At 68.3% G+C, this 25,111-nt stretch carries 19 protein-coding genes; 5 read left to right on the top strand and 14 right to left on the bottom strand.

The window, feature by feature from the left end:
* Nucleotides 1–44: 44 nt before the first annotated feature.
* The 3 genes from DES44_RS02430 to DES44_RS02420 all read right to left on the bottom strand — a co-directional run bounded on the left by DES44_RS02430 (nt 45) and on the right by DES44_RS02420 (nt 3,219).
* Nucleotides 45–2,039: a methyl-accepting chemotaxis protein gene (locus DES44_RS02430; protein WP_058936373.1), complete on the bottom strand. Its 1,995-nt coding sequence runs from the start codon at nt 2,037–2,039 to the stop codon at nt 45–47.
* Between the two features lie 139 nt (nt 2,040–2,178).
* Nucleotides 2,179–2,505, bottom strand: a complete 327-nt coding sequence (locus tag DES44_RS02425; protein ID WP_058936374.1) for a hypothetical protein — start codon at nt 2,503–2,505, stop codon at nt 2,179–2,181.
* Between the two features lie 96 nt (nt 2,506–2,601).
* Entirely contained in the window at nt 2,602–3,219 is a 618-nt protein-coding gene (locus DES44_RS02420) for a hypothetical protein (RefSeq protein ID WP_058936375.1), read from the bottom strand.
* A gap of 65 nt (nt 3,220–3,284) precedes the next feature.
* Between DES44_RS02420 and DES44_RS02415 the strand changes: the two genes are divergently transcribed.
* Nucleotides 3,285–4,073, top strand: coding sequence for an HAD family hydrolase (locus DES44_RS02415; RefSeq protein ID WP_083525809.1), 789 nt, complete (start codon nt 3,285–3,287; stop codon nt 4,071–4,073).
* Here the strand turns inward: DES44_RS02415 and DES44_RS02410 are convergent.
* On the bottom strand, nt 4,055–4,852 hold the full coding sequence (locus tag DES44_RS02410) for a hypothetical protein (protein ID WP_058936376.1): 798 nt from the start codon (nt 4,850–4,852) through the stop codon (nt 4,055–4,057). The two genes, DES44_RS02415 and DES44_RS02410, sit on opposite strands and share 19 nt — an antisense overlap.
* A gap of 157 nt (nt 4,853–5,009) precedes the next feature.
* Between DES44_RS02410 and DES44_RS02405 the strand changes: the two genes are divergently transcribed.
* Both DES44_RS02405 and DES44_RS02400 read left to right on the top strand, forming a co-directional pair.
* Complete coding sequence (locus tag DES44_RS02405; protein WP_083525810.1) at nt 5,010–6,299, top strand: acyltransferase family protein; 1,290 nt, start codon at nt 5,010–5,012, stop codon at nt 6,297–6,299.
* Between the two features lie 509 nt (nt 6,300–6,808).
* Complete coding sequence (locus DES44_RS02400; protein ID WP_147306915.1) at nt 6,809–9,286, top strand: TonB-dependent receptor plug domain-containing protein; 2,478 nt, start codon at nt 6,809–6,811, stop codon at nt 9,284–9,286.
* Nucleotides 9,287–9,528: 242 nt separating this feature from the next.
* Here the strand turns inward: DES44_RS02400 and DES44_RS02395 are convergent, their stop codons facing one another.
* From DES44_RS02395 to DES44_RS02365, 7 genes are all read right to left on the bottom strand, one after another.
* A complete protein-coding gene (locus tag DES44_RS02395) occupies nt 9,529–9,927 on the bottom strand; it encodes a cold-shock protein (protein WP_083525811.1) in 399 nt (132 codons plus the stop codon).
* Nucleotides 9,928–10,123: 196 nt separating this feature from the next.
* The gene (locus tag DES44_RS02390) at nt 10,124–11,233 is read right to left on the bottom strand and encodes a BMP family ABC transporter substrate-binding protein (RefSeq protein WP_083526105.1); all 1,110 of its coding nucleotides are present in this window, start codon (nt 11,231–11,233) and stop codon (nt 10,124–10,126) included.
* A 191-nt stretch (nt 11,234–11,424) separates the two neighbouring features.
* Nucleotides 11,425–12,345, bottom strand: a complete 921-nt coding sequence (locus DES44_RS02385; RefSeq protein ID WP_058936379.1) for an ABC transporter permease — start codon at nt 12,343–12,345, stop codon at nt 11,425–11,427.
* Nucleotides 12,345–13,415 carry an ABC transporter permease gene (locus tag DES44_RS02380; protein WP_058936380.1) on the bottom strand — a complete coding sequence of 357 codons (1,071 nt, stop codon included), beginning with the start codon at nt 13,413–13,415 and terminating at the stop codon, nt 12,345–12,347. Before DES44_RS02380 ends, DES44_RS02385 begins: the two co-directional genes overlap by 1 nt.
* Nucleotides 13,402–14,988 (bottom strand): ABC transporter ATP-binding protein, encoded by a 1,587-nt coding sequence (locus DES44_RS02375; protein WP_058936381.1) that lies wholly within the window; start codon nt 14,986–14,988, stop codon nt 13,402–13,404. The genes DES44_RS02380 and DES44_RS02375 overlap by 14 nt, the downstream gene beginning before the upstream one ends.
* Before the next feature lie 12 nt (nt 14,989–15,000).
* The gene (gene guaD / locus DES44_RS02370) at nt 15,001–16,314 is read right to left on the bottom strand and encodes a guanine deaminase (RefSeq protein ID WP_058936382.1); all 1,314 of its coding nucleotides are present in this window, start codon (nt 16,312–16,314) and stop codon (nt 15,001–15,003) included.
* 90 nt (nt 16,315–16,404) lie between these two features.
* A complete protein-coding gene (locus tag DES44_RS02365) occupies nt 16,405–17,358 on the bottom strand; it encodes a LysR family transcriptional regulator (protein WP_058936383.1) in 954 nt (317 codons plus the stop codon).
* 99 nt (nt 17,359–17,457) lie between these two features.
* Here DES44_RS02365 and xdhA point away from each other — a divergent pair, with 99 nt between their 5' ends.
* Nucleotides 17,458–19,005, top strand: coding sequence for a xanthine dehydrogenase small subunit (xdhA, locus tag DES44_RS02360; protein ID WP_058936384.1), 1,548 nt, complete (start codon nt 17,458–17,460; stop codon nt 19,003–19,005).
* Nucleotides 19,002–21,395 carry a xanthine dehydrogenase molybdopterin binding subunit gene (gene xdhB / locus DES44_RS02355; protein ID WP_058936385.1) on the top strand — a complete coding sequence of 798 codons (2,394 nt, stop codon included), beginning with the start codon at nt 19,002–19,004 and terminating at the stop codon, nt 21,393–21,395. The genes xdhA and xdhB overlap by 4 nt, the downstream gene beginning before the upstream one ends.
* 112 nt (nt 21,396–21,507) lie before the next feature.
* Here the strand turns inward: xdhB and DES44_RS02350 are convergent, their stop codons facing one another.
* The 3 genes from DES44_RS02350 to DES44_RS02340 form a co-directional block, all read right to left on the bottom strand.
* Nucleotides 21,508–22,344, bottom strand: coding sequence for an HDOD domain-containing protein (locus tag DES44_RS02350; RefSeq protein WP_058936386.1), 837 nt, complete (start codon nt 22,342–22,344; stop codon nt 21,508–21,510).
* Between the two features lie 166 nt (nt 22,345–22,510).
* Nucleotides 22,511–23,377 carry a Crp/Fnr family transcriptional regulator gene (locus DES44_RS02345; protein ID WP_147306914.1) on the bottom strand — a complete coding sequence of 289 codons (867 nt, stop codon included), beginning with the start codon at nt 23,375–23,377 and terminating at the stop codon, nt 22,511–22,513.
* 426 nt (nt 23,378–23,803) lie between these two features.
* The gene (locus DES44_RS02340) at nt 23,804–25,105 is read right to left on the bottom strand and encodes a glycerate kinase type-2 family protein (protein ID WP_058936388.1); all 1,302 of its coding nucleotides are present in this window, start codon (nt 25,103–25,105) and stop codon (nt 23,804–23,806) included.
* Between the last annotated feature and the right edge of the window lie 6 nt (nt 25,106–25,111).

The following is a 25,111-nucleotide window of genomic DNA, read 5'->3' as shown; positions in this document are numbered from 1 at the left end:
CGTCGCGGACTGGCCGGCATCCATTCTGTGAAAGGCCTGTGTGCTCAGCGTGAAGTCGCAGGCAGGCGGAACCGGTCCACCTGCGCAGCGAGTTGTTGGGCCTGGTCCCGCATCGACGCCGCCGCCGCTGCGGTCTGCTCCACCATGGCGGCATTTTGTTGCGTCGCCTGGTCCAGGTCCTGGATGGCAGCGCCCACCTGGCTGATGCCGTCGGTCTGGGCCCGCGTGCCGGACGCCACATCGCGCAGCAGTCGGTCGATATGTCCGGCGCCCTCCACGATGCCGGCAATCGCCTGGCGCGCGTCCTGCGTCACCGCCGTGCCGCGCCGCACCGTCTCCATGCTGGTGTTGATGAGCGCCTTGATCTCCCGCGCCGCTTCGGCACTGCGCGCGGCCAGCGTGCGCACTTCGGTGGCCACGACGGCAAAGCCGCGGCCCTGCTCACCTGCGCGGGCCGCTTCCACGGCCGCATTCAGCGCCAGGATATTGGTCTGGAAAGCAATGCTGTCAATGATGGCGGTGATGTCGCCAATGCGATGCGCAGACACGTCAATGGCCTGCATGGTCTGCGCCAGTTCGGCCATGATGGTGCCGCCATTGCTGGCCAGCGTCGCATTGCTGCTGGCCATCCGCGTGGCCTCTTCCGTGCTGTCCGCCGTGGACCGCACGGTGCCGCCGATCTGCTCCATGGCAGAGGTGGACTCCTCCAGATTGGCCGCCGCCTGCTCGGTGCGGGCGGACAGGTCGGTGGAGGCCGCCGCGATCTCGGAGCTGGCCGACACCATGCCCACCGACGATTGCCGCACCTGCACGACCATGGCCCGCAGGCTGTCCTGCATCGTGCCCATCAGCAGCATCAGTTGAGCCGCTTCATCCCGCCCCCAAGGCGAAGGCCGCGTGGTGAGATCCCCTTCCGTCATGGCCTCCAGATGGCGGCCGACCTCGCGCAGCCCGCCGCGCATCACCAGGTAGAACGAGAAGAACAGATAGGCGGCCACCAGCAGGCAGACGGCGGTGATGGCCACGATCAGTTGCCGCGATCCCTGCGTGCCGGCAATCCGCGCCTGCAGCAGCTCTTGCAGCAGCGTGGTGCTGCGGCCGGACAGGGCCCGGAGTTCATCCACGGCGGTCTGCCCCACCGCGTTCAGGCCCTCGACATCCTTCTTGAACTCAGCCCCGAACCAGCGCTGGTCCGCGGCTGCGAAGAAGGCATCGGCCGCCTGGGCCCCCCGCTCCGCCTGGAGCCGCTCGCGCACGTCCGGGTTGAACTGCCCGGCATGACGTGCGGCGTTGCGCACGTCCCCGACGGCTTCGCTGCCGTGATACCAATAGCCGTAGAGCTTGCGCAGGGCCGCCGCAGACGGGTCGGCTGCCAGGCTTCCACTGACCGCGCGGGACCGCGAGATGTCCTCGATGACATCGGAGATCAGCGCGCCCGAGAGCGTCATGAGGTAGTAGGTGTCCTGGTCCGGGTCCAGGGTCAGGCCCGAGGTATCGAGCGCCAGGTCGCGCAGGCCCATCAGCTCAGTGACCAGGCGCTGCAGCCGTTCATCCAAACCCGGGCTGCCGGCCTCCAGGCCGCCCCGCACCAGCGCCGCCCGTGCCGCGTCCACCGCCGCGACGCCCTCATGCAGATCCAGGCCTTCCGGCAGGGTCTTGGCCATCGTCTGGAAGGCCTTGGCGGCCTCGTCGATGGCGGACATCTCCACCTTCGGCGTCATGCCCGACAGCACCTGCCGACGTTCCTTCTGGACCGCGATCAGCCACGGCTCCAGGGACTGGACCACCTGCACCCCCACCAGCTCGCCGCGGGCAAAGTCGATGACGAGCTGGCTGTTGCGGTAATACGCGCCACTGAGCAACAGCAGCGGCACCAGGAAGGACAGCGTGATCAGCCACGCCTTGGCCCCGAAGTGCAGTTGCCGGAAGAGGCGCACGCCCAAGGCCCACGGGCCATGATGTGCAAAGAAGCTGCCCCCGTGAGTCGCGTTGCCTTTGTCTGCAACCAGGCCTGCCGCCAGGCCGGCGTTGACGTCCATCCTCGTCCCCATACACATATTGATACGGGGGCGGAGTGTGCGTGCAATTCGATAAAAATGATCGACCGGCGAGCCGACAAATTGTCAAACTTGTCTAGGAGTTGGCGACGCTTAGGGAAAACCTCAGAGGGGGTGTCCCTCAAAGCAGATGGCGCAGCCCCGCCCAAATGCCGGCGACCGCGACGCCAGACACCAGCCACACCAGCACCCGGCGCACGCCAAGGAAGTAGCGCGCCCGTTCGGCCGGGTCCTTGATCCAGTCGCGTCCGAAGGGGGGCTGCGGGCCGATCACGAAAAAGAAGAGCGGCAGCAGCACAAACACGAGCATGAAGCCGCCCCACAGCAGGTTGGAACTGAGCGACGACAGCGAGGGCTGCGCCGCATGCCACTGCTCGAAGGCCATGCCGCCGAGTGCGGCCCAGATGCCGGCCGCCGCTGCCGTGGCTTGATTGGGCTTGATCGTCATGCCGGGCACTCTAAGCCGGGCTGCGGCCTTGCACCATCGGGAAACGACCGGCCCTGCACTTCGGAAATCCGGGCGCCATTCACCGGCCGGGCGGGGTCAGTGCGTCGTGCGGCTCCTGCGCCATTCCACATAGCTGGCCAGCTCCGGCAGGGGCAGGAAACCCTCGTCCTGCGGGTCGTCCGGCACCTCGCACACCTCCACCACGTCCACATCACTCGCGGCGGATTTCTCGCCCAGGGCGGTGTCCAGGATCACCAGCAGGCCGTTGGCAAACGCCTGTTCCTGTTCGTCCTCGAATCCCGGCATGGCCACGCGCAGGCCCAGCACGTCCGGGGCGTCCTCGTCCACCAGCGGCTGGAACCACATCTTGCGGGGGTCCAGGTCCAGGCCCTCATAGCGGATGCCGAACTCGAATCCCATGGCCGGCTTCAGTGCCACCACGTCCCACCCCTCCAGGTCCGGTGCCACCGAGACCATGGCTTCCACCAGCGGGAACAGCTCCCAGTCCCCTTCGGCGGTGATGACCAGCTCCCGCACGTCATCCCCAGGCATGGACACCTCGAACCACAGCCCTTCATCCACCTGCTGCAACTGCCCCAGCAGCTCGTCCCAGAACGGATGCTCCGGCGATTCCAGTGCATCGAGATCGTCCTGATGGGCCTTGACCCAGGACCAGAAGGCATTGATCTGCTGCGGGTGGACGGTGTCTTGCATGCGGTGTCTCCGATTTGCCGCGATTATCGACGCGCAGGGCCTGCGTGCTTGTCTGAGAATGCGGCATGCAGTTCAACCGTATCCGCGCGATTTCCCTGGACCTGGACGACACGCTCTGGCCCTTTCGCCCCTGTCTCGTGAGAGCCGAAGCCGCCTTGCTGGCCTGGCTCCAGGCCCATGCGCCGGGCACGCGATCGGTCCTGTCCGACCCCACCACCCTCATGGCCTATCGGGCCCGGGCCCATGAACGCCATCCAGAACTGCGCGCCGACCTCAGCGGCCTGCGGCGCGCTTCCATTCGGGCATTGCTGGAAGACTGCCGGGAAGATCCGGCCCTGGCGGAGGCCGCCTTCGAGGTGTTCTTCGCCGAGCGGCAGCGGGTGGAGCTGTTCCCGGAAGTGGCCCAGGCCCTGACGGCACTGAGTGAACGATTGCCGCTGGTGGCCTTGACGAACGGCAATGCCTGCATCCACAAGGCAGGCGTCGGCCATTTCTTCAAGGGGGCCATCAGTGCCGCCGAGCTGGGGGTGGCCAAGCCCGAGCCACAGGCTTTCCATGCGGCAGCTGCCCTCGCGGGTGTGCATCCCTCCGAGGTGCTGCATGTGGGCGACGATTGGCATCTGGATGTGGCGGGCGCGGTGGCGGCCGGGGCCCAGGCCGCGTGGGTGGTGAGATCGCCGCAGGCGCTGGGCATCGCCGCAGGCGCCGCCCATGGATTCGGGCCTCCCGCGGGGCTCGACGCAGTGGATACCGGCGCGGTGCCGCATCTGCGTGTCAACGATCTTCAGGAGTTGTTCGACCAGCTCAGCGCGGGCATGGCCTCAAGCCGGCCCGCTCAGCGATCCACGGTGTAGGGCAGCAGGGCCTTCGCCGCTTCGATCCGCAGCGCCAGGGGAACGGCGCTGTCGTTCATCACATGCAGCAGGAAGTGGCGAGGGTCGTTGAAGGACTGCGTCACCAGCGCGACGGCGGGGGCCTCTTCCCCGCGCGGCGCCGCCTCCTGGGTGATGGCCTGTGCGGGCGACTTGCTGGCGCGGTCCCCCACCGCGTCGGCCTCGATCGCCAAGCGCTCCCACGCGTCCTTCCACTGCGCCGGGGAGACGCTCCTGATCCCGCTCAGCAGCTCCGCCTGTCCTTCCTCGTTGGGAGGAAAGTCCACCCAGGGCGTCTCCTCGAAGACCGGCGCGAGGCCGGGCGCGACAAAGGCGGACCATTGGTCCGGCATTACCGGCTCCGGCACGCGGCGGGCATGGGTCCAGGGCGCCTGCGCGTCGGCCCGGGTCGGAAACGTCCGCACCCGCGCGGGTTTCACGGCGGGCAGGAAACGTCGCTGCAGCGCCTGCAAGAAGCGCTCTGCATCCTGCGCCGGCACGGCCTGCGCGAGCGACCACCACAGCTGGAAACTTTGCTCACCGGAAATCGCAATGGCCGGCGCCGGCAGGTCCAGTTCCTCCTGGACCGCGCGCCACAACGCAGCCACCAGCGGCCATTCCACCGGACGCCCGATGTCCAGCACCATCGCCCGCGTCTGGCCATCCGGCCCCAACAAGGCGTCCGCGCCGGGGCCGAGCGCTTCGGAGGTGCCATTCGGGGCAGCATACAAACGGTCGAATTCGGTGTGGTAGCGGCTCATAAGGTCATCGGGGAAATCAAAACTCCGCATGCAGCGTGAAAGCAGCACTCTACTGGACACCGCCCCACCCCACCTGAGGGGCGGGCGCTGCACAGGCAGGCGGATTGCGTGTACCGTTCGCGCCAGACGGCGGTGACGCTGCGACCCCGGGGAGCCCATGAATCCGACCGATGTATGGCCCGGCGTGGTGGCGGTGCTGCTGGCATTGTTGACCACCCGCCTCCTGCCGCATGGCGGTCCGCTGAAGACTGGCGAGACCGGCCCTAGAGGCCAGAGCGGCCAGACCGGCGCATCCCGCTATCGCAGCATTGACGGCCTGCGCGGCTACCTCGCCCTGGGCGTCTTCCTGCACCATGCCGTTCTCTGGCAGGGCTATCGCGTCTCCGGCGCATGGACGCAGCCGCCATCGGCGCTGTATGCGAATGCCGGCAAGGGCAGCGTGGCCCTGTTCTTCATGATCACGGCCTTCCTGTTCTTCGGGCGGCTGCTGGACGCCAGAACGCGGCCCATCGACTGGACCCGCTTGTTTTTCGGTCGATTGACGCGCCTGGCGCCCGCCTACCTGGTCATGCTGGCGCTGCTTCTGATTGTCGTGGCGGTCATGACCCAGGGCCGCCTGCAGGTCGATGCCTCCACCCTGCTTGGCAGCCTGAAGGACTGGCTGCTGTTCACCATCCCGGGGCGGCCGGATCTCAATGGCCTGGCGCGCACCGAGATTGCCGTGGCCGGCGTTACCTGGTCCCTGCCCTACGAATGGATGTTCTACGCGGCGCTGCCGCTGCTGATGCTGCTCACCGGGCAGCGGCCCGGCCTGGCGCCGCTGCTGGTGCCAGCGGCCGCCTGCAGCGCCTTGCTGGTCTGGCGCCCGTCCATCGGCAACCTCATGCCGTTTGCGGTGGGCATCGCGGCCGCTTATGGGTCGCGGTGGGCCCCAATGCAGCGCTTCGCGCGGACCCCTGCGGCGTCGGCCGTGACACTGGTGAGCCTGATCGGGGGCTTCTGCCTGCCAACCTCCGCGCTGTCGCCGCTGCCGCAGGGGCTGCAGGCGATGGCCTTTGTGCTGATCGCTGCGGGCAATGACGTGTTTGGCGCGCTGGCCTCCCGGCTGTCGATACGCTTGGGGGAACCCGCCTACAGCGTCTATCTGCTCCATGGCCTGGTGCTGTTCGTGGCCTTCCAGTTCATCGTGCCCGGTGGCTTGGGAGTGCCGGCTGCATCGCTGAGTGCCGGTCAGCACTGGGGCGTGGTGTGGGCCGCAACGCCGGTGGTGATGGTGCTGAGTCACTTTTGCCATCGGTATGTGGAGCTGCCCGGCATGGCCCTGACCGAGCCCTGCCTGCGACGCTGGCGGGCGCAATCGGCGCAATGGATCCACGGGGCGCACCGGGCGGCGTGGGCGCGGCGCGTCACCGCCTTTTTGGCGTCTGAATTGACGAAACGACGCTGACGCCCGCAAGTGACCGCATCGAACCCTGCTTTTCGTCAATTCACCGTCACAATCGCCCGGCACAATGCAAGGCATCCGAGACAAACAACCGACTGCGACATAGGGCAGAAAGCTGGAACCCGTCACCAGCGTCCGGATACCTTCTTCGACAAGCCACCGCCTCAACCGCGGTGGCTTTTTTCATTGCCTTCTTTCATTGGGATGCGGGATGTAGCGCTTCCGCATCGAGGCGGCTGCCCTCACCCATGCCGCTGCTGCGCTCACGTTGCTTCTTCATTGCCGGTGCCTGGGCCAGTCACTGCCGTGCGCGTACGGTTTTCCAGGGCGTCGCATTCAGCCATCACCGCGTGTAAAGAACCATAAAACCAGACGCTTCGCAGCGGGTGGTCGGCGTACAGCGTGCGATCCTTCGGCCTCTTTTCAACTCTGACACGAAGTTCGCCGCGTCCCGCGTCCCAGCCGCCGCCAAGTCCGGACCGCTTGCATCGCCGTTGCTCTTGCCTGCTCCGATGACACGCACCTGCCACCCTGCCTTGCGTCCGATCTCCCTGGCCCTGCTGACGGCCCTGAGCGCACTCGCCGCGCCCCCATTGCGGGCCCAGACGGCACCCGCGCCGGCGCCCACACCGGCCGCCGCACCGACTCCCTCGGCTGCACCTGCACCGGCCACCGCGCCCACCAAGGCGCCAGCTCCCGCCAGGACGCCCCCCGCGGCGCCCAGCCCGGCCTCCACACAGGCCCCCGCCCCCGCCGCGCCTGGCGCCCCGAGCAGCCCCCCGAAGTCGCCGCGCGCTGACGAAGACCCGCAGCAACTCAACCGCGTGGAAGTCCAGGGCCGGTCCAGCGACGATGCGCAGCGCCGCGCCTCCACCGCATCCAAGATCATCATCGGCCGCGAGGAAATCGAGCGCTATGGCGACAGCACCATCGGCGAAGTGCTCAAGCGCCTGCCGGGCGTGACCACTGGCGGCCGTCCAGGCCGCGGCGGCGAGGTCCGCATGCGCGGCATGGGCTCGGGCTACACCCAGATCCTGGTGAACGGCGAACGCATGCCGCCGGGCTTTTCCCTGGACGAGCTGCCGCCCGACCAGATCGAGCGGATCGAAGTCATGCGCGCCCCCACCGCCGAATTCGGCGCGCGGGCGGTCGCAGGCACCATCAACGTGGTGCTGCGCGAGGCCCTGCAGCGCCGCCTCAACGAGGTTCGCGCCGCACTGGCCACCGAGAACGGTGAGGTCCGCCCGCACCTGAGCTGGACCCGCAACGACAAGCTGGACGACCACGGCAGCGCCTACAACCTGACGGTCAATGCCATGCAGAACCGTCAGCAGGAAGACATCAACAGCCGCACCGTGACCCTGGTGCCGGACACCGGCGACCAGACGGTGCTGCAAACGCTGGGTCACACCGCCAACACCCGCAAGTCGATCAACATGACCGGCCGGGTGCAGTGGCGTCTGGACAATGGCGACACGCTGGCTCTGCAGCCCTTCGTGGTGGTCAACCGCGGCACCAGCGCCAGCACGTTCGACCAGACCCAGACGCCGGAGATCGCCTCCGGCCCGGACCACTACAACTTCAACCACGTCGAATCACAGGGAGACAACCGCTCCGTGATGGCGCGACTGAATGCGCAGTGGAACAAGCGCCTGAGCGATGTGAGCCGTCTGGAGATTCGCGCTGGCGTGGGCCGCATGTCCATGACCGGCAACAACAACCGTCGCGAGTATGAGGACAGCACCCTCACCCGCACCCAGGACGATCACACCAAGAGCCGCGACACCTCCTGGAGCTTCAACAGCAAATACAGCCATCAGTTGCCGGACGAGCACAACCTCGTGGCCGGCGTGGAGGGCGAAGGCACCGGCCGCAACCAGACCCGCAATTGCCTGGAGAACGGCAGCAACTGCGCCTACCTGCTGGATTTCGGGGATGACGTGGATGCCTCCACCCGCCGCCTGGCGGCCTATGCGCAGGACGAGTGGAGCGTGGGCAAGCAATGGGGCTTCTACGCCGGGCTTCGGTGGGAAGGCATCCAGACCGACAGCAAGGCCGTCAACTACAACGTCAGCAACAGCTCCAGCGTGTTGACGCCGCTGCTGCATGCGGTCTACAAGCTGGACGAGAAGAGCCGCGAGCAGATCCGCGCGAGCCTGACGCGCAGCTACCGCTCACCGCAGCTCAATGACCTGATTGCGCGGCCCAGCGTCAACTCGCAGTACCCATGCCTCAACGGCGTGCCCTGCGGCACCAATGCGATCAACTACCCGGACCGCATGGGCAATCCGGACCTGAAGCCGGAGATGGCCACCGGTGTGGAGCTGGGCTGGGAAAAGTACATGACCAAGGGGGGCCTGATCAGTGCCAACCTGTTCTATCGCCACATCAACGACCTGATCCGCACCGTCACGGCGCTGGAGGATGTGAGCTGGTCGGCGCAGCAGCGCTGGGTATCCAAGCCTCGCAACATCGGCACGGCGCAGACCTGGGGGCTGGAGCTGGAGGCCAAGTTCCGGCTGGACGAATATCTGACCGATGCATGGCCGGTGAACATCCGCAGCAACCTGTCACTGTTTCACTCGGAAGTGGCCGGCATCCAGGGGCCCAACAACAAGCTGGACCAGCAGCCGAGCTACACCGCCAACCTGGGCGCTGACTACCGACTGCGCAGTCTGCCGCTGACGCTGGGCGGCTCGATCAACTACACGCCGTCCAACACCATCCAGCAGACGACGCTGACGGAAATCAGCAGCGACAAGAAGCGGGTGTTCGACGTCTTCGCCACCTGGGCGGTGTCATCGGCCACGTCGCTGCGCGTGTCCGCGACCAACCTGGCGCCGCTCACCTACGGCACCGGCAGCGTCTCCATGGTGCCGGCGCGTTATGCCGCCAACGGCAGCCTGCTCAGCCCCGCCAAGATCATCACCGGCGAAAGCACCGGCCGCAGCTTCACGCTCTGGCAGGTGCGGCTGGAAATGAAGATCTGACAGGGCCGGCGCCGGGCCGTCCCAAGGCGGCCCGTGCCCCCCAGGGGGGCGGATGGATGCGCCCCGAGGCGCAGACAGCCGGGGGCTCCATAAAGCAAAAGAGGCCACCCGACTGGGTGGCCTGAAAGGTAGTCATCGAGGGCGATCACTACCTGGGCGACGGGACCGACCAGCGTCGGTCCCCCACGAGAATCGTCACGGGGCCGCCAGAGCGGGGCAACCATCCCCGGCGGCGGATCGCTTTATCGGTTGACCGCGGCCGTCCGCTGCTTGGCCATGGCCGAGCCCGACGGAGACCACAGGGTCGCGCTCAGCCCCAGCACCATCACCCCCATCACCATCCACATCAACGGCGTGATGCGACGGCGGCGACCAATCGGCCGCGGACGTGAAGATGTGCGAGCTGCGCGCAATTGGGGCGGTACTTTGTAGGGCGAGAGGCGCTGCAGACGGACGGCTTGTTTGCTGCCGTCACTTCTGGACACAACCTCGAAGCTGACGCGCTCACCTTCCTGCGGCGCCTGCCCGTCCATCGGGAATGCAGACACATGAACGAAGAGCGCTTCACCGCCCTGTTCGGGCATGACCAGCCCGTGTCCACGTTCCCCGTACCAACTGTTCAAAGTGCCTTCGAATCGCATGGTGACCTTCCCCCTCGCATGAACTAGAAAGACCCCGGGTGTCTCATGTCCGGGGTACGGGACGCATCCTGCCCAGACTGGCGTCCCGTGGGGCAACAGCCTGTAAGCGCTGCAACGCCCCCGTCCTTCCCCTCAAATGAAGGGGTGTCAACCGCTGCGAAATCAGCTCAACGCCGATCAGGGCCGATCAGGCCCATCAGGGTTTAGACGGCAGTTGCCCATCCACCCCCTGCACATAGAACTTGATGCCCTGCAGGAACTTGTCGTCGGCCACCTGGTCCTTGGCCAGCACCTCCTTGCCGTCCTGGCCCACCAGCGGGCCCTTCCAGATGACAAAGCTGCCGTCCTTCAGACCGGTCTTGATCTTCTCGACGCGCGCCTTCACCTCCGCCGGCACGACGCTGTTCAGCGCGACCAGGTCAATCGCCCCTTCCTTCACGCCCCACCAGCTGTGCCGGCCCGCGCCAGCGGCCCAGCTGCCGTCCAGCGCCGCCTTGATGCTGGCGCTGTAGTAGGGGGTCCAGTTCACCACGGCCGAGGCCAGATGCGCCTTGGGGCCATAGCTGCTCATGTCCGAATCCCAGCCGAAGGCATAGATGCCGTTTTTCTCGGCGGTCTGCAGCACGGCGCTGGAATCGGTGTTCTGCATCAACACATCGGCGCCGGCATTGATCAGGGTCTGCGCGGCATTGGTCTCCTGCGGCGGGTTGAACCATTCATTGACCCACACCACCTTCACCGTCGCCTTCGGATTGGAGGCGCGCGCGCCGAGGGTGAAGCTGTTGATGTTGCGAATGACCTCTGGAATGGGAATGGAGCCCACCACGCCCAGCGTGTTGCTCTTGGTCATGGCGCCGGCCACGACACCGGCGAGGTAGGCGCCTTCGTAGGTGCGGGCGTCATAGGTACGCATGTTGGCGGCCTGCTTGTAGCCGGTGGCATGCTCGAACTTCACCTGCGGACTGTCCGCCGCCACTTTGAGCATCGGCTCCATGTAGCCGAAGGTGGTGCCGAACACGAGGCTGTTGCCCTGCTGCACCAGGTCGCGGAACACCCGCTCGGCATCCGCGCCCTCCGGCACTTTCTCGACGAAGGTGGTCTTGATGCGGTCGCCGAATTCCTGCTCCACCGCCTTGCGGGCGTTGTCGTGGGCGAAGGTCCATCCGCCGTCGCCGACCGGTCCGACATAGGCGAAGGCCACCTGCAAGGGCGCACTGGCCGACGACGCCGGTCCGGCCGCGCCGGAGGCACCGCTTTCGCCCGAGGCGGCAGGCGCTTCGTCCTTCTTGCCACACGCCGCCAGCATCACCACGGCGGCCGCCGCCACCAGCAACGGACGGCGCAGCCGGCGCGCCGCAGCCGGGGTCGCGGCGCAGGATCGAGCCGCCGCAGCGGAGACCTCGGTGGGCGCCTGGGCGCGGAAGAAGGAAGACAGGACAGACATGAAGACTCCGGAGTGGGATCCAACAGGGGCAGCCGGTGAGGGCCGGGCCGGCATCAGGCGCCGGGGTGGAAGGGTTTGCCGAGCGACGCCGGCATGTTGGCGCGGATGAAGCTCTCGTTGCGCGAGATCAGCACCAGCACGACGATGGTGGCCAGGTAAGGCAGCATGCTCAGGAACTGGCTGGCGACCTGCACGCCCTGCCCTTGCAGGTGGAACTGAAGCATGGTGACGCCGCCGAAGAGATAAGCGCCCAGCAGCACCCGTGGGGCCCGCCAGGTGGCGAAGCTGGTCAGCGCCAGGGCGATCCAGCCCTTGCCCGCGATCATGCCTTCCACCCACAGCGGCGTGTAGACCACCGAGCAATAGGCGCCTGCCAGGCCGCACAGCGCGCCGCCTGCCATGACGGCCAGCAGGCGAATGCGCCGCACCGGATAGCCCAGCGCATGCGCCGCCTCCGGCAACTCTCCCACCGCCCGCAGCACCAGCCCCGCCCGCGAGCGGGCCAGCCACCAGGCCAGCCCGGCCGCCAGCAAGAGGGTGAGGTAGACCAGCGGATGCTGCCGGAACAGCGCCGGGCCGACCCACGGCAGGTCGGACAGGAGCGGCACCGCGAAGCTCGGCCGTGGGCCCAGCGTGGCCCGGGTGTAGTCCTGCCCCACAAAGGCCGAGAAGCCGGCGCCAAAGAGGCTCAGCGCCAGCCCGGTGGCGTACTGGTTGGTGCCCAGCATCACGACCAGCAGGCCGAAGGCCAGCGCCATCAAGGCGCCCGCGCCCATGCCGGCCAGGAACCCGACGACATCGCTGCCGCTGTGCACCGTGGCGGCGAATCCGGCGATGGCGGCCATCAGCATCATGCCTTCGGCGCCCAGGTTCACCACACCGGCCCGTTCATTGATCAGCAGCCCCAGCGCGGCCAGCGCCACCAGGGTGCCGGCATTCAAGGTGGAAGCCACCAGCAGCGGCAAGGCGTCCATCAGTGGGCCTCCTTCGTTGCGATCCAGCGCAGCCGGTAGTGGATGAGGGTGTCGCAGGCCAGCAGGGTGAAGAGCAGCAGCCCCTGGAACACCCCGGTGATGACCTTGGGCAGCCCCAGCCGCGATTGCGCCAGTTCACCGCCGATGTAGAACATGCTCATGAGCAGCCCGGAGAAGACGATGCCCACCGGATGCAGCCGCCCCACAAAGGCCACGATGATGGCCGCGAAACCATAACCGACGGGTACATACGGCGTGAGCTGGCCCAGCGGACCCGCCGCCTCCAGCCCACCCGCCAGGCCCGCCAAACCGCCCGACAACGCCAGCGTGCCCCACAGCGCCGCCCGCGACGAGAAGCCGGCGTAACGTGCCGCCGCAGGGGCCAGGCCACCGACCTGCCACGAGAAGCCCGCCATCGACCGGAACATCAACCACCACACGCCCACGACCGACACCAGCGCGATCCACACGCCGATGTGCAGCCGCGTGCCGGGGAACAGGCGGGGCACCTGCGTGACCGGCAGGAAGGTGATGGTCTGGGGGAAGTTGTAGCCGCCCGGGTCCTTCCAGGGGCCGTAGACGAGGTACTGCAGCAGCAGCTCCGCCACATACACCAGCATCAGGCTGACCAGGATTTCATTGGCACGGAAGCGGTCCCGCAGCAGGGCCGTCACTGCGGCCCAGGCCATGCCGCCGACCGTCCCAGCTAGGAGGATGAGCAGCACGATCCAACGCCCCGTCTCCGGGCCGGCCTGCATCGCGACCCAGCCCGCCGCCAGCGCACCGACGATGTATTGGCCCTCGGCGCCGATATTCCAGACATTGGCGCGGAAGGCCACTGCAAGACCCAGGGCGATGAGGATCAGCGGGGTCGCCTTCAGGCCCAGCTCGCCCCAGGCGTAGGCATTGCGCACGGGCTCCCAGAAGAACATGCGCAGGCCCTGCAGCGGGTCCTTGCCCAGCGTGGCGAACAGCACCACGCCAATCAGCACGGTGCACAGCAGCGCCAGCAGTGGCGACAGCAGCGACATCCGGCGCGAGGGCTGGGGACGCGGTTCAAGCCGGAACATGGGCGCTCCCTGTCTCATCCGAGGCATCCGAGGCATCCGCGGCATCCACGCCCGTTGGACCGTCTTCCCACAAGCCGCTCATCCACAAGCCGATGCGCTCCACGCTGGCCTGCGCCACGGGCAGCACCGGGGACAAGCGCCCCCCGGCCATCACCACGATCCGATCACTCAATTCCAGCAATTCGTCCAGCTCCTCACTCACCACCAGCAGGGCGCAGCCCTGGTCGCGCAGGGCCACCAGCTCGGCCCGGATCTGCGCGGCTGCTCCCACATCCACGCCCCAGGTCGGCTGCGCCACGATCAGCAGCCGCGGTGCCGCGGAGATCTCGCGGCCCATGATGAATTTCTGCAGGTTGCCGCCGGAGAGGCTGCGTGCCGCCGCACCCGGGCCCGCCGCCCGGACACCGAAGCGTTCGATGATGCGGCCCGCCAGCGCGGCAGCGCGGGACGGCGACCAGTGGCCCAGGCGCCCGACCGGATCGCGGCGTGTCAGCAGCGTGTTTTGCGCCAGCGACAGCACCGGCACCGCGCCGCGGCCCAGCCGCTCTTCCGGCACATGGTGCAGGCCCAGGGCCCGGCGCTCGCGGGGGCCCATCGGCCCCAGGTCATGGTCGGTGCCGTCATCGGCCGTCCAGATCAGCGTGCCTCGGGGCGCGCGCCGGTCCTCGCCGGAGAGCAGCCGCAGCAGCTCCTGCTGACCGTTGCCCGACACACCGGCCACGCCGAGGATGTCGCCGGCCTTCAGCGTCAGATGCAGGTCGTGCAGCGTCACGCCGTGCGGGGAGTCCGGCGGCGCCTGCAGGCCGCGCAGTGACAGGCGCACCGGCGCGTCGCGGCGCGCGGTGCGGGGCGGTGGGCGCTGCGGCTCGGCACCGATCATCAGCCGGGACAGCCCCGCCGCGGTCTCCTGGCGCGGATCGACCTCCCCGGTCACGCGCCCGGCGCGCATCACCGTGCAGCGCTCGCACAGGGTCCGGATCTCATCGAGCTTGTGGCTGATATACAGGAGCGAACAGCCCTGGGCCGCCAGCTGGCGCAGGGTGACAAACAGCGTCTCGACCGCCTGGGGCGTCAGCACCGAGGTCGGCTCATCCAGGATCAGCAGCCGCGGCCGGGTCATCAGCGCCCGCAGGATTTCCACCCGCTGCCGCTCCCCCACCGACAGCGCATGCACCGGGCGCTCCGGGTCCAGCGGCAGCCCATACGCGGCGGACAGGTCCTGCACCCGCTGGCGCACCTCGTCCAGCGACAGCGACCGGTCCAGGCCCAGCCAGATGTTCTGCGCCGCGGTCAGTGAATCGAACAGCGAAAAGTGCTGGTGCACCATGCTGATGCCCAGCGCGCGGGCCTGCGCCGGATGGCGCACTGCCTGCACCTGTCCGTCCCACAGCATCTGCCCGGCATCGGCCTGCACGGCGCCCACGATGATCTTCATCAGCGTGGACTTGCCCGCGCCGTTTTCCCCGAGCACGGCATGGATCTCGCCGGGCGCCACCTGCAGCGAGACGTCGTCGTTGGCCTTGACGCCTGGATAGGACTTGCTGATGTGTCGGAGTTCCAGGCGTGGCGTCATGGCAGGGGAAGGTTACGGGCTGCGGCGGTAGCGGGCCCGGCCGGCCACGTAGCTGGCGACCAGGTTGCGTTCGTCGGAGAGGGTGATCCAGGCAAAGACCTTTTCATGGAGCTCGCGCGCCAAGGACAGTCGGTGGTCCGCGACCGTGCCGTGGGCCCAGTCCCAGATGCAGACATCGGCCAGTGTATCCATGCCGAAATGCCCGATTTCCTCCGACAAACCCAGGGCCTGCGAGGCCCCCAGCGTGGCCGCATGCAGACCGCACCAGGCGGTCAGCCGCTGGCCGTTCAGGGCCTGCACCTTGTACCCGTCCGCCAGGGTGCGCTGCGTGGAGAGGGAGGTGCCGCCGCCGACGTCGCTGGCCACGCTCAGCCGCACGCCGGCCGCCTGCGCCCGGGGCCAGTCGAACAGGCCGCTGCCCAGGAACAGATTGGAACTGGGGCAATGGGCGATCTGCGCGCCGGTGCGGGCCAGCACCGCATGGTCCTGGTCGTCCAGCCAGATGCCGTGGGCCAGGACGGAACGCGGATGCAGCAGGCCGACGCGGTCGTACACGTCCAGGTAGCTGCGGGCATCGGGGAACAGCCGGGCCACCCAGTCCACCTCGCTGCGGTTCTCGGCGACATGGGTCTGCATGTAGAGCGACGCGTCCTCCCGGCACAGCCGACCGGCCATGGCCAGTTGCTCCGGGGTGCTGGTGGGGGCGAAACGCACGGTCACGGCATAGGCCAGGCGGTCGCGGCCGTGGTGGCGTTCGATCAGCGCGCGGCAGTCGCGTTCGGCCTCGGACACATCGTCGCGCAGGCCATCCGGCGCGTGGCGGTCCATCAGCACCTTGCCGGTGATCAGCCGCATGCCGCGCCGGGCCGCCGCATCGAACAAGGCGTCGGCGGAGACCTTGTGGACGGTCGGGTACACCACCGCCGCGGTCGTGCCGTGGGCCAGCAGTGCATCCAGGAAGCGTTCCGCGCCGGCCTGGGCCACCAGCGGGTCGGCATATCGCTGCTCGGCGGGGAAGGTGTAGGTGTTGAGCCAGTCCAGCAGCTCGGTGCCGTAGGACGCAATCACGTCCAGTTGCGGGCTGTGCACATGGGTGTCGATGAAGCCGGGCAGGATCAGCCGGCCCTGGTGGTCTTCCCGCTGCCAGCCGTCGCCGGGATCGGTGGCGGAGACGCCCACCACGCGGCTGCCCTCCACCAGCAGCCAGTGGTCGGGACGAAAGCGCACGGCCGGGTCGTCCACGCGACCCCAGGCCGGTGTGCCGGTGAAATCGAGCAGGTCACCACGCAGGGCGAGGCGGTCGGCGGCGGGAGGCAATGCGGTCATGGTGTGGGACACAGGGCGGCAAGCGGGACAGGACGGGAAGAGATGGGGCGGCGCGAGGATGGGGAACCAAGACTGGGCGCAACCGCGGAATCAAACGGGCTTGACCAATTCCTTGGCCACCTCCCGCACCTGCTCCCGCAGCCACCGCAGCGGGGCACTGTGGTGGCTGAGGTCATGCCAGAGCTGGTAGTAGGTCATGGGCGGAAAAGCAACCGGGCAGCGCAGGATGGTGACGGGCAACTGGTCCAGATAACGACGGCAGAACAGGCGGCCGGTGGTGAGCACCAGCAAGCTGCGCGCCACCATCTGCGGCAACTGGCCGAAGTGGGCCCCGCGCACGGCAATCCGGCGCTCCAGCCCCAGCGACAGCAGATGCTGCTCGATCACCCCCGACTGGCCCGGGCTCAGCGGCATGGGCGCCAGATGCTGGCAGTCCAGGTAGCGCTGCTGCGTCCAGGCGCGGGCACTCATGCGGGCGGCCGGATGCTGCTGGCTGACCAGGCAGACCACCTCGTCCGTCAGCAAGCGGCCCATGTGCAGCTCACCCGGCGGTTCCAGCCAGTTGCCGATCACCAGGTCCACCTCGCCCCGGGCCAGGGCGGCGCGGTAGTCATAGTCGGCGGTGAGCGGGTGCAGGTCCAGTTGCACGCCAGGGGCCTGGCGCTGCAGGCGGGTCACCAGCTCCGGCAGGAACAGCGGGTCCAGGTAGTCGCTGGCGGCGATGCGAAAGCGCAGCTCGGCGGTGGCGGGGTCGAATCCGCCGCGGCGAAGCCGGGTGCCAAAGAGCTGGTCCGCTTCCCGCAGCAGGCGTTCGGCGGGCGCCAGCAGCTCCAGCGCAACGGTGGTGGGCGTCATGCCCGCGCCACTGCGCACCAGCAGCGGGTCGCCCGTGAGCGCACGCAGGCGCCGCAGCTTCTCGCTTATCGCGGGCTGCGTGCTGCCCAGCCGCAAGGCGGCTTTGGAGACACTCCGTTCGACGATCAAGGTTTGCAGGACCCGCACCAGTTGGAGCTCGATCTTGTCGAAATCCAGCAGCGCCGTCATATTGAATTCCGCATACTCACCATGCGGCAGATCCTATAACCATTCCGCCATCGAAGGAGTACCGTTCGGGTGACCCATTGCGCCCTTACCCTTGCCCGCATGACAGCCGCCCGCCCCATTCGTTTTTTCCACCGCGGAGCCATCCGGTCGGTGTCCGGGCTGCAGCCCACCACCACGGTGCTGCAGTACCTGCGGGAGCAGGCGCATCAGTGCGGCACCAAGGAAGGCTGCGCCGAGGGCGACTGCGGCGCCTGTACCGTGATGGTGGGCGAGCTGGCCGCCGATGGGCAGGCCGTGGCGCTGCGCAATGTGAATGCCTGCATCCAGTTCCTCCCCATGCTGGACGGCAAGGCGCTGCTGACGGTGGAAGACCTGGGCAGCAGCCGGGACCTGAATCCGGTGCAGCAGGCGCTGGTGTCCTGCCATGCCTCGCAATGCGGCTTCTGCACGCCTGGGTTTGCGATGACGCTCCAGACGCTGTATGAGCGGCACCAGGACGACGGCACACGGCCCAGCCGGCAGCAGTTGGCAGATGACCTGTCAGGCAACCTGTGCCGCTGCACCGGCTATCGGCCGCTGCTGGACGCGGGTGAGCGCATGTTCGACCTGCCGGTGCGGCGGCTGGACCGCGCACCGCTGGTCCAGGCTTTGCAAACACTCGCTGCCGACGCCCCCTTGACCTATGAAAGCCCCGCGCGCGACGGTGGCGCGCAGCGGGTTCATGCGCCGCAGTCGATCCAGTCGCTGGCGGCGCTGTACGAGGCACAGCCCAAGGCACGACTGGTGGCCGGCGCCACCGACGTGGGCCTGTGGGTCAACAAGCAGCATCGGGACCTGGGGGAGGTGATCCTGCTGGGCCGGGTGGCGGCGTTGAATCAAATCTCCAGGGACAACGGCCTGCTGCGGATCGGTGCCGGCGTGGCGCTGGAAGACGCCTGGGCGGCGCTCGTGGCCGAGGTGCCGGAGCTGCGGGAGTTGTGGCTGCGCTTTGCCTCGCCGCCGGTGCGGCATGCCGGCACCCTCGGGGGGAACATCGCCAACGGATCACCGATCGGGGACGGGGCGCCGGCCTTGATGGCACTGGACGCGGAGGTGGTGCTGCGTCGCGGCGAGCGTCAGCGACGGATGCCGTTGGCGTCGTTCTATCTGGACTACATGAAGAACGCCATGGAGGCCGGCGAGTTCCTGGAGGCGCTGGAGGTGCCGCTGGCCTCCCCCACCACGGCTCGCCGCCTGCGGGCCTACAAGATTTCCAAGCGCTACGACAGCGACATCTCCGCGCTGTGCGCCGTGCTGTCGGTGCGGGTCGATCAAGGCCGGGTCGAGCAGGCCCGCCTGGTCTTCGGCGGCATGGCGGCCATCGTGAAACGCGCCGCCGCCGCGGAAGCCGCGATGCTGGGCCAGCCCTGGACCGAGACCACCGTCGCTGCGGCCGCGCAGGCCCTGTCCCAGGACTTCCAGCCGCTGACCGATCTGCGGGCCAGCGCCGACTATCGGCTGCGGGTGGCCGCCAACCTGCTGCGACGCTTCTGGCTGGAAACGCGGGACGACGCACCGCTCGCCCCGCAGGCAGTCAGTGTCTGGCGCCTGGGGGCCCACGCCTCCCCAGCGCGCCCAACGCCCAACACCCCCGGAGTTCAGCCATGAACAAGCCGCTGGACCTCCCCCTGCCGGTCCTCGACCCGCAGCCCCAGGTGGGCGTGAGCCGTGCCCATGAGTCGGCCCACCTGCATGTGAGCGGCGAGGCGGTCTACACCGACGACATCGCCGAAGTCCGCGGCACCCTGCATGCGGCGCTGGGCCTGTCGCCAATGGCGCATGGCCGCTTGCAGTCCATCGATGTGGCGCTGCTGCGCCGCCAGCCCGGCGTGGTGGACGTGATCACCGCCGCCGACCTGCCCGGGGAGAACAACTGCGGCCCGCTGCTGCATGACGACCCGCTGCTGGCCGACGGGGAGCTGCGCTATCTGGGCCAGCCTGTGTTTGCCGTGATCGCCACCGACCGAGAACTGGCCCGCCGTGCCGCCGCGCTGGCCCGCACCGCCATCCAGGCCGAGCCCCTGCCGCCCGTGCTGACGGCCCGCGAGGCCCATGCGCTGGGCCAGTACGTGGTGCCGCCGATGCACCTAAAGCGCGGTGACGCGGCCACCGCGCTCGCCCAGGCGCCGCACCGGCTGGACGGTGAATGGTCCGTCGGCGGGCAGGAGCAGTTCTATCTGGAAGGCCAGATCAGTTATGCCCTGCCCCAGGAAGACCAAGGGCTGCTGGTGCATTGCTCCACCCAGCATCCTTCGGAGATGCAGGCCCTGGTGGCCCATGCGCTGGGCGGGCTGGCCCATCAGGTGACGGTGCAGTGCCGCCGCATGGGCGGGGGGTTTGGCGGCAAGGAATCGCAGTCCGCGCTGTTTGCCTGCATCGCTGCCGTGGCGGCGGCCCGCTTGCGGGCGCCGGTGAAACTGCGGGTGGACCGCGATGACGACTTCCTGGTGACCGGCCGTCGTCACGGCTTCGACTACCGCTGGACGGTCGGCTTTGATGACCAGGGTCATCTGCTGGCCGCGGACATCGACCTGATCTCCAACTGCGGCCACAGTGCCGACCTGTCTGCGCCGGTGATGACCCGCGCGCTGTGCCACTTCGACAATGCCTACTGGCTGCCCAACGTCAGCATGCATGGCTACTGCGCCCGCACGAACACGCAGAGCAACACGGCCTTCCGGGGTTTTGGCGGACCGCAAGGGGCACTGGCGATCGAGATGATCCTGGACAGCGTCGCCCGGCGGCTGGGGCTGGACCCGCTGCTGGTGCGGCAGCGCAATTTCTATCGGGACGGGTGCGACGTGACGCCCTACGGCCAGCCGGTGGAAGACAACCTGCTGCAGCCGCTGACCGACCGGCTGGTGGCCACGAGCGACTATCACGCGCGCCGCCAGGAGATCGATGCGTTCAACGCCGGCAGTCCGGTGCTCAAGCGCGGTCTGGCGCTGACGCCGCTGAAATTCGGCATCTCCTTCAACGTGGTGCACCTCAACCAGGCCGGCGCGCTGGTGCACGTCTACACCGATGGCTCGGTGCTGGTGAACCACGGCGGCACCGAGATGGGCCAAGGGCTCAACACCAAGGTGGCCCAGGTGGTGGCGCAGGCGCTGGGCGTGCCGCTGTCGCGGGTGCGGACCAGCGCCACCGACACCAGCAAGGTGGCCAATACGTCGGCCACGGCCGCCTCCACGGGCGCAGACCTCAATGGCAAGGCGGCGCAGGACGCGGCGCTCAAGATCCGGCAGCGGCTGGAGCCGCTGGCGGCGCGGCTGCTGGGTTGCGACGTCGAGGCGCTGGTGTTCGAGGCGGGCTGGGTGCGGGTGGCGGCCGGGGCCGGTTCGGCGGACCCATCGCGTCGCATCGCCTTCACCGAGCTCGTGGCCAAGGCCTATCTGGAGCGGATCCAGCTGTGGAGCGAAGGCTTTTACGCCACGCCCGGTCTGCACTGGGATCGCACGACGCTGACCGGCAAGCCTTTCTTCTACTTTGCCTATGGCGCCGCCGTGGCGGAGGTGGTCGTGGACACCCTCACCGGCGAGTCCCGCGTGCTGCGAGCCGATGTGCTGCACGACGTGGGCCAGTCGCTGAACCCGGCGCTGGACATCGGGCAGGTGGAAGGCGCGTTCGTGCAGGGCCAGGGCTGGCTGACCACCGAGGAGCTGGTGTGGCATCCGAAGTCCGGGCTGCTGCTGACGCATGCGCCCAGCACCTACAAGATTCCGACGGCCAATGACATGCCGGCGGATTTCCGGGTGGCGCTGTTTGATGCGCCGAATCGGGCGGACAGCATCCATCGCTCCAAGGCAGTGGGAGAGCCGCCGCTGCTGCTGCCGTTCTCGGTGCTGCTGGCGATCAAGGATGCGGTGGCAGCCGCCGGGCCGGCGCGTTGCGATCCGCCGCTGCGGGCGCCCGCGACGGCGGAGGCGGTGCTCCGTGCGGTGGACGCCGTCCAGGGCGCTCAGGCCGCGGGGGGTAGTCAGCGCGCTCCGGCCGTATAGGGCGTATTGGTCGTATAGGCCGTGTTCGCGGCGTGCAGGTCGCGTGAAGCCGCTCCCAGCCTGGCGGAGGGAGCGGTCGCAGCGTGCGTCTGAGGCCGCGGCTTGCCGGGCTTCAATGCAGCATCAGGTCCACATCCTGCCCGGGGTCACCGGCGCCATCCAGCCGCAACCGCAGAAAATCCAGGTCCAGATGCAGGTGTTCGACCAGCTCGGGCACCGCCACCTGCAGCGCCTTGACGGGGTCGATCTGCTGGTCCGCCGCATCGGCCAGGACTTCGGCCAGGTGCAGCACCGCCGCCAGCAATGAGAACGGCCGGATCTCCAGCGGCGCATTGGCGTCCTTGAAGGCTTCCACCAGGCCGATCGGAAAATGCCAATGCTGCGCCAGGGCCGCCGTGACGTCGGCGTGGGTGCAGGCAAAGCGATGCATTTCCAGGGAGAAGCGGCTGCCCGGCTCCGTGGCATGGGATTCCACTTCCGCGATCTGCACCGGCTCGCGCATGGCCATCAGCAGTTGTCCCGTGCGAAGCATGAGGCCGGCCAGGTAAGCGGTATCAGCATCGCCTTGCAGGAGCTTGCACAGGAGTCTGGCGTAGCCCGCCGTGCGCACGCTGTGCCGCCAGAAGCGCTGGCGGTCCAGGCCCTGGACCTGCGGAAAGCTGCCGGAGAGGCTGGCGGCCATGGCCAAATTGCGCAGAGTTTCCAGGCCGAGCGCCATGGCAGCGTCCTGGAGGGTGGCAATCGTGTGAGAGGGGCTGTAGCGCGCCGAGTTGGCCAGGCGCAGGACCTTGGCGGACAAGGTGGAGTCTTTGCTGATCAGGTCCGCAATCTGAGGCAGGGTGACGTTGTCGTCATCCAGGCTGTGCAGCAATCGTCTGCCGACCTCGGGCATGACCGGCAGGTTGCCGTGCCCACTGAAGAACCGTTCCGCGCTGGAGTTCATCGCCATGACCGCCCCTGGAGGGTTGCTCGTGGCGCCTGAGTCTATGCCGGTCTTTGGGCGGCGGCTAGGGGTGGATGAGCGTGGGGTGGGGCCGGATGCTCGTGCATCGCGATGGGCGGTCGGACGTCACGGGGGAGCGGTTTCATGGCGAGTGGGGGCATTCACAGGGGCGTCATGTGTCGCCGGTCAGGCGTATAAGCGCGATCCGGTCCAGGAGGGTGATGTGGTAGCCGTCGACCTGGACGAGGCCCCGTTTTTCGAGCTGGCGCATCATGCGGGAGAAGGTTTCGGGAGAGACCGAGAGTTGGGCGGCGACATCGCGTTTGCGCTCCTGCATCTGGAAGACCGTGTGAGCGCCGGCGCAGCGCATGAGCCAAGCGGCGACGCGGCGCAGGGCGTCCTTGGAGAGGACGTCGTGCAGGTCGCTGTTGCACAGGCGCACCTGGCCGGCCATGGCCTGCAGCAGGGACAGGGCGGGGGCGCAGCGGCTGGCGAGGAAGTCGCGGGCGAGGTGGAGCGGCCATTCCAGCACCACCGTGGGCGTGGTGAGGGCGCATGCGTCCAGGTCGTGGGCCTGGCCCAGCCAGGCGGTGTGCAGGTCCAGCCATTGGCCGGGGGAGACGGGGCGGCGGAGTTGGAAGCTCTGCATCAGGACATCGGCACGGCCCAGGCGGTTTCGGCCGAGGCCGGCGGTGCCCTGGCAGACTGCGTAGAGATGGGTGGCCATCTGGCCCTGGCGGAAAATGGCAGCGCCCTGGCGGAAGGCGCGCAGGCCGACCAAGCTGTTGAGCAATTGCCGGGCGTCGTCGGCAAGGACGTGGCCGCTGAAGAGGGGCGTCCAGTCGATCAGGCGTTCCGCCAAGGGGGACGAGACGATGGTCTCGCCGGCAGGAAGCGGGACGGCGGGGGTGGGTAAGGCACCGGATGGAACCGGCGGCGGGGGCGGCATCGGCACCGACGCAGTCTGCGTTCCGCGCGCAGCAGCCGCGGGCTGGGCAGCGCGCTCGGGATCTTCAAGCCAGGGAGTGGGGTCGGACACGGGGCAGAAGTCAGAGCCGAAAAACAGCACTGTCGCGTGTCGCAGTGGGATCGGGTTTGCGTCAGGTCAAGATCTGGCTCGGGGCCGTCGTTTGGGGGGCTTGGGGTTGATACGGCGGTGGCGCGCTCTTTCTGGGGGGAGCAGGGTCTCGAGAGCCCTGGGGTCAGTGCACTCCGCTGGAAGGTGCGGACCCGGGCACCTTCCGAGACCCTGCCCTGCCATCAAGCACTGCGATCGAGTTTCTCGTCAAGCCGGCCATCGTGCCACGCCATCACGCGCCGCGCGTGGCAGGACAACCTGCTTCACCATCAAGACCAAAAACCTTGCGATCAGCCTCCGTGTCTATCAAGACGACGCGGCGCTTCGCAAGCCACCACCATCCCCACATTCAAGCACCGTGTGGCGGTCGGGACGCGGCTCAATCGGTCAGCGAATCAGGAGTGCGCGGAAGTCATTGACGTTGGTCTGTGTCGGGCCCGTGATCAGCAGGTCGCCCAATGCCTCAAAGAACGCATAACCATTGTTGGCCGCCAGCAGTTCCGCAGGCTTCAGGCCCAGCGCCTGTGCTCGCGCCAAACTGTCCGGCGTGATGTAGCCGCCCGCGTTGTCTTCCACACCATCAATGCCATCGGTGTCGGCTGCAAGGCCCCAGATCGACGGCTCGGCGCCGAGCGCCAGGACGCAACCCAGCAGGAATTCGCCGGCACGGCCGCCACGGCCCGGGTTCGGCTTGAGCGTGACCGTGGTCTCGCCGCCGGACAGGATCACGCAGGGGCGCTGGAAGGGTTGGCCGTGGCGTGCGACCTCACGAGCCAGTGCCGCATGAACACGGCCTACGTCGCGGGACTCTCCCTCGATTTCGTCGGAGAGCACATAGGCTGGCAGTCCCAGGCGGCGCGCGGCCTCGGCCGCCGCTTCCAGGCTTTGGCGCGGCGCGGCAATGATGTGCTGTTCGTGCCCGTGGAAGCGCGGGTCGCCGGGCTTGGGCGTTTCCCAGTCGCCACGCTCAAGCGCCTGCCTGGCCGTGGCGGGCAGTTCAATGCCGTAGCGGCGGCAGATGTCCAGGGCGTCCGCGCAGGTGGTGGCATCCGGCACCGTGGGGCCGGAGGCAATGATGGCAGGGTCGTCGCCCGGGACGTCGGAAATCATCAGCGTCAGCACGCGGGCCGGGGCGCAGGCCGCCGCAAGGCGGCCGCCCTTGATGGCAGAGAGGTGCTTGCGGACGCAGTTCATCTCCTGGATCGGGGCGCCGCTGGCCAGCAAGGCACGGTTGACCGCTTGCTTGTCCGCCAGCGTCAGGCCCGGAGCAGGCAGGCTCAGCAGGGCCGATCCGCCGCCAGAGATGAGGCAGATGACAAGGTCATCGGCGGTGAGTTGGGTGTCCTGGACCAGGGCCAGCATGCGGGCTGCAGCGCGCTCGCCAGCGGCGTCCGGGACCGGGTGCGAGGCTTCGACAAGCTCCAGGCGCTGAGGACGGTAGTCCGGTGGGATGTGGCCATAACGGGTGATGACGAGGCCAGACAGCGGTGCGTCGGCCGGCCAGGCCGCTTCCAGCGCCTGCGCCATGGAGCCGCCCGCCTTGCCCGCTCCCAGCACCAGGGTGCGGCCCTTGGGCGGCCTCGGAAGGTGGCCCGCCAAAATCTTGCCAGGCAAGGCGCGCTCGACCGCCACCTGGTAGAGGTGGCGCAGGAAGGCGCGAGGGTCTTGGAGAGCGGTGTCTGCTTGCATCGGTGT

The sequence above is a fragment of the Roseateles depolymerans genome (assembly GCF_003387155.1).
GTDB lineage: Bacteria > Pseudomonadota > Gammaproteobacteria > Burkholderiales > Burkholderiaceae_C > Roseateles > Roseateles depolymerans.
The sequence above is the reverse complement of the archived record's forward strand: the minus strand, read 5'-3'. Positions and strand labels throughout refer to the sequence as shown.

Coding starts and splice junctions, on each gene's coding strand:
- DES44_RS02430 (WP_058936373.1), bottom strand. CDS start 2,039: ATGGACGTCAACGCCGGCCTGGCGGCAGGCCTGGTTGCAGACAAAGGC.
- DES44_RS02425 (WP_058936374.1), bottom strand. CDS start 2,505: ATGACGATCAAGCCCAATCAAGCCACGGCAGCGGCGGCCGGCATCTGG.
- DES44_RS02420 (WP_058936375.1), bottom strand. CDS start 3,219: ATGCAAGACACCGTCCACCCGCAGCAGATCAATGCCTTCTGGTCCTGG.
- DES44_RS02415 (WP_083525809.1), top strand. CDS start 3,285: ATGCAGTTCAACCGTATCCGCGCGATTTCCCTGGACCTGGACGACACG.
- DES44_RS02410 (WP_058936376.1), bottom strand. CDS start 4,852: ATGAGCCGCTACCACACCGAATTCGACCGTTTGTATGCTGCCCCGAAT.
- DES44_RS02405 (WP_083525810.1), top strand. CDS start 5,010: ATGAATCCGACCGATGTATGGCCCGGCGTGGTGGCGGTGCTGCTGGCA.
- DES44_RS02400 (WP_147306915.1), top strand. CDS start 6,809: ATGACACGCACCTGCCACCCTGCCTTGCGTCCGATCTCCCTGGCCCTG.
- DES44_RS02395 (WP_083525811.1), bottom strand. CDS start 9,927: ATGCGATTCGAAGGCACTTTGAACAGTTGGTACGGGGAACGTGGACAC.
- DES44_RS02390 (WP_083526105.1), bottom strand. CDS start 11,233: ATGCTGGCGGCGTGTGGCAAGAAGGACGAAGCGCCTGCCGCCTCGGGC.
- DES44_RS02385 (WP_058936379.1), bottom strand. CDS start 12,345: ATGGACGCCTTGCCGCTGCTGGTGGCTTCCACCTTGAATGCCGGCACC.
- DES44_RS02380 (WP_058936380.1), bottom strand. CDS start 13,415: ATGTTCCGGCTTGAACCGCGTCCCCAGCCCTCGCGCCGGATGTCGCTG.
- DES44_RS02375 (WP_058936381.1), bottom strand. CDS start 14,988: ATGACGCCACGCCTGGAACTCCGACACATCAGCAAGTCCTATCCAGGC.
- guaD (WP_058936382.1), bottom strand. CDS start 16,314: ATGACCGCATTGCCTCCCGCCGCCGACCGCCTCGCCCTGCGTGGTGAC.
- DES44_RS02365 (WP_058936383.1), bottom strand. CDS start 17,358: ATGACGGCGCTGCTGGATTTCGACAAGATCGAGCTCCAACTGGTGCGG.
- xdhA (WP_058936384.1), top strand. CDS start 17,458: ATGACAGCCGCCCGCCCCATTCGTTTTTTCCACCGCGGAGCCATCCGG.
- xdhB (WP_058936385.1), top strand. CDS start 19,002: ATGAACAAGCCGCTGGACCTCCCCCTGCCGGTCCTCGACCCGCAGCCC.
- DES44_RS02350 (WP_058936386.1), bottom strand. CDS start 22,344: ATGGCGATGAACTCCAGCGCGGAACGGTTCTTCAGTGGGCACGGCAAC.
- DES44_RS02340 (WP_058936388.1), bottom strand. CDS start 25,105: ATGCAAGCAGACACCGCTCTCCAAGACCCTCGCGCCTTCCTGCGCCAC.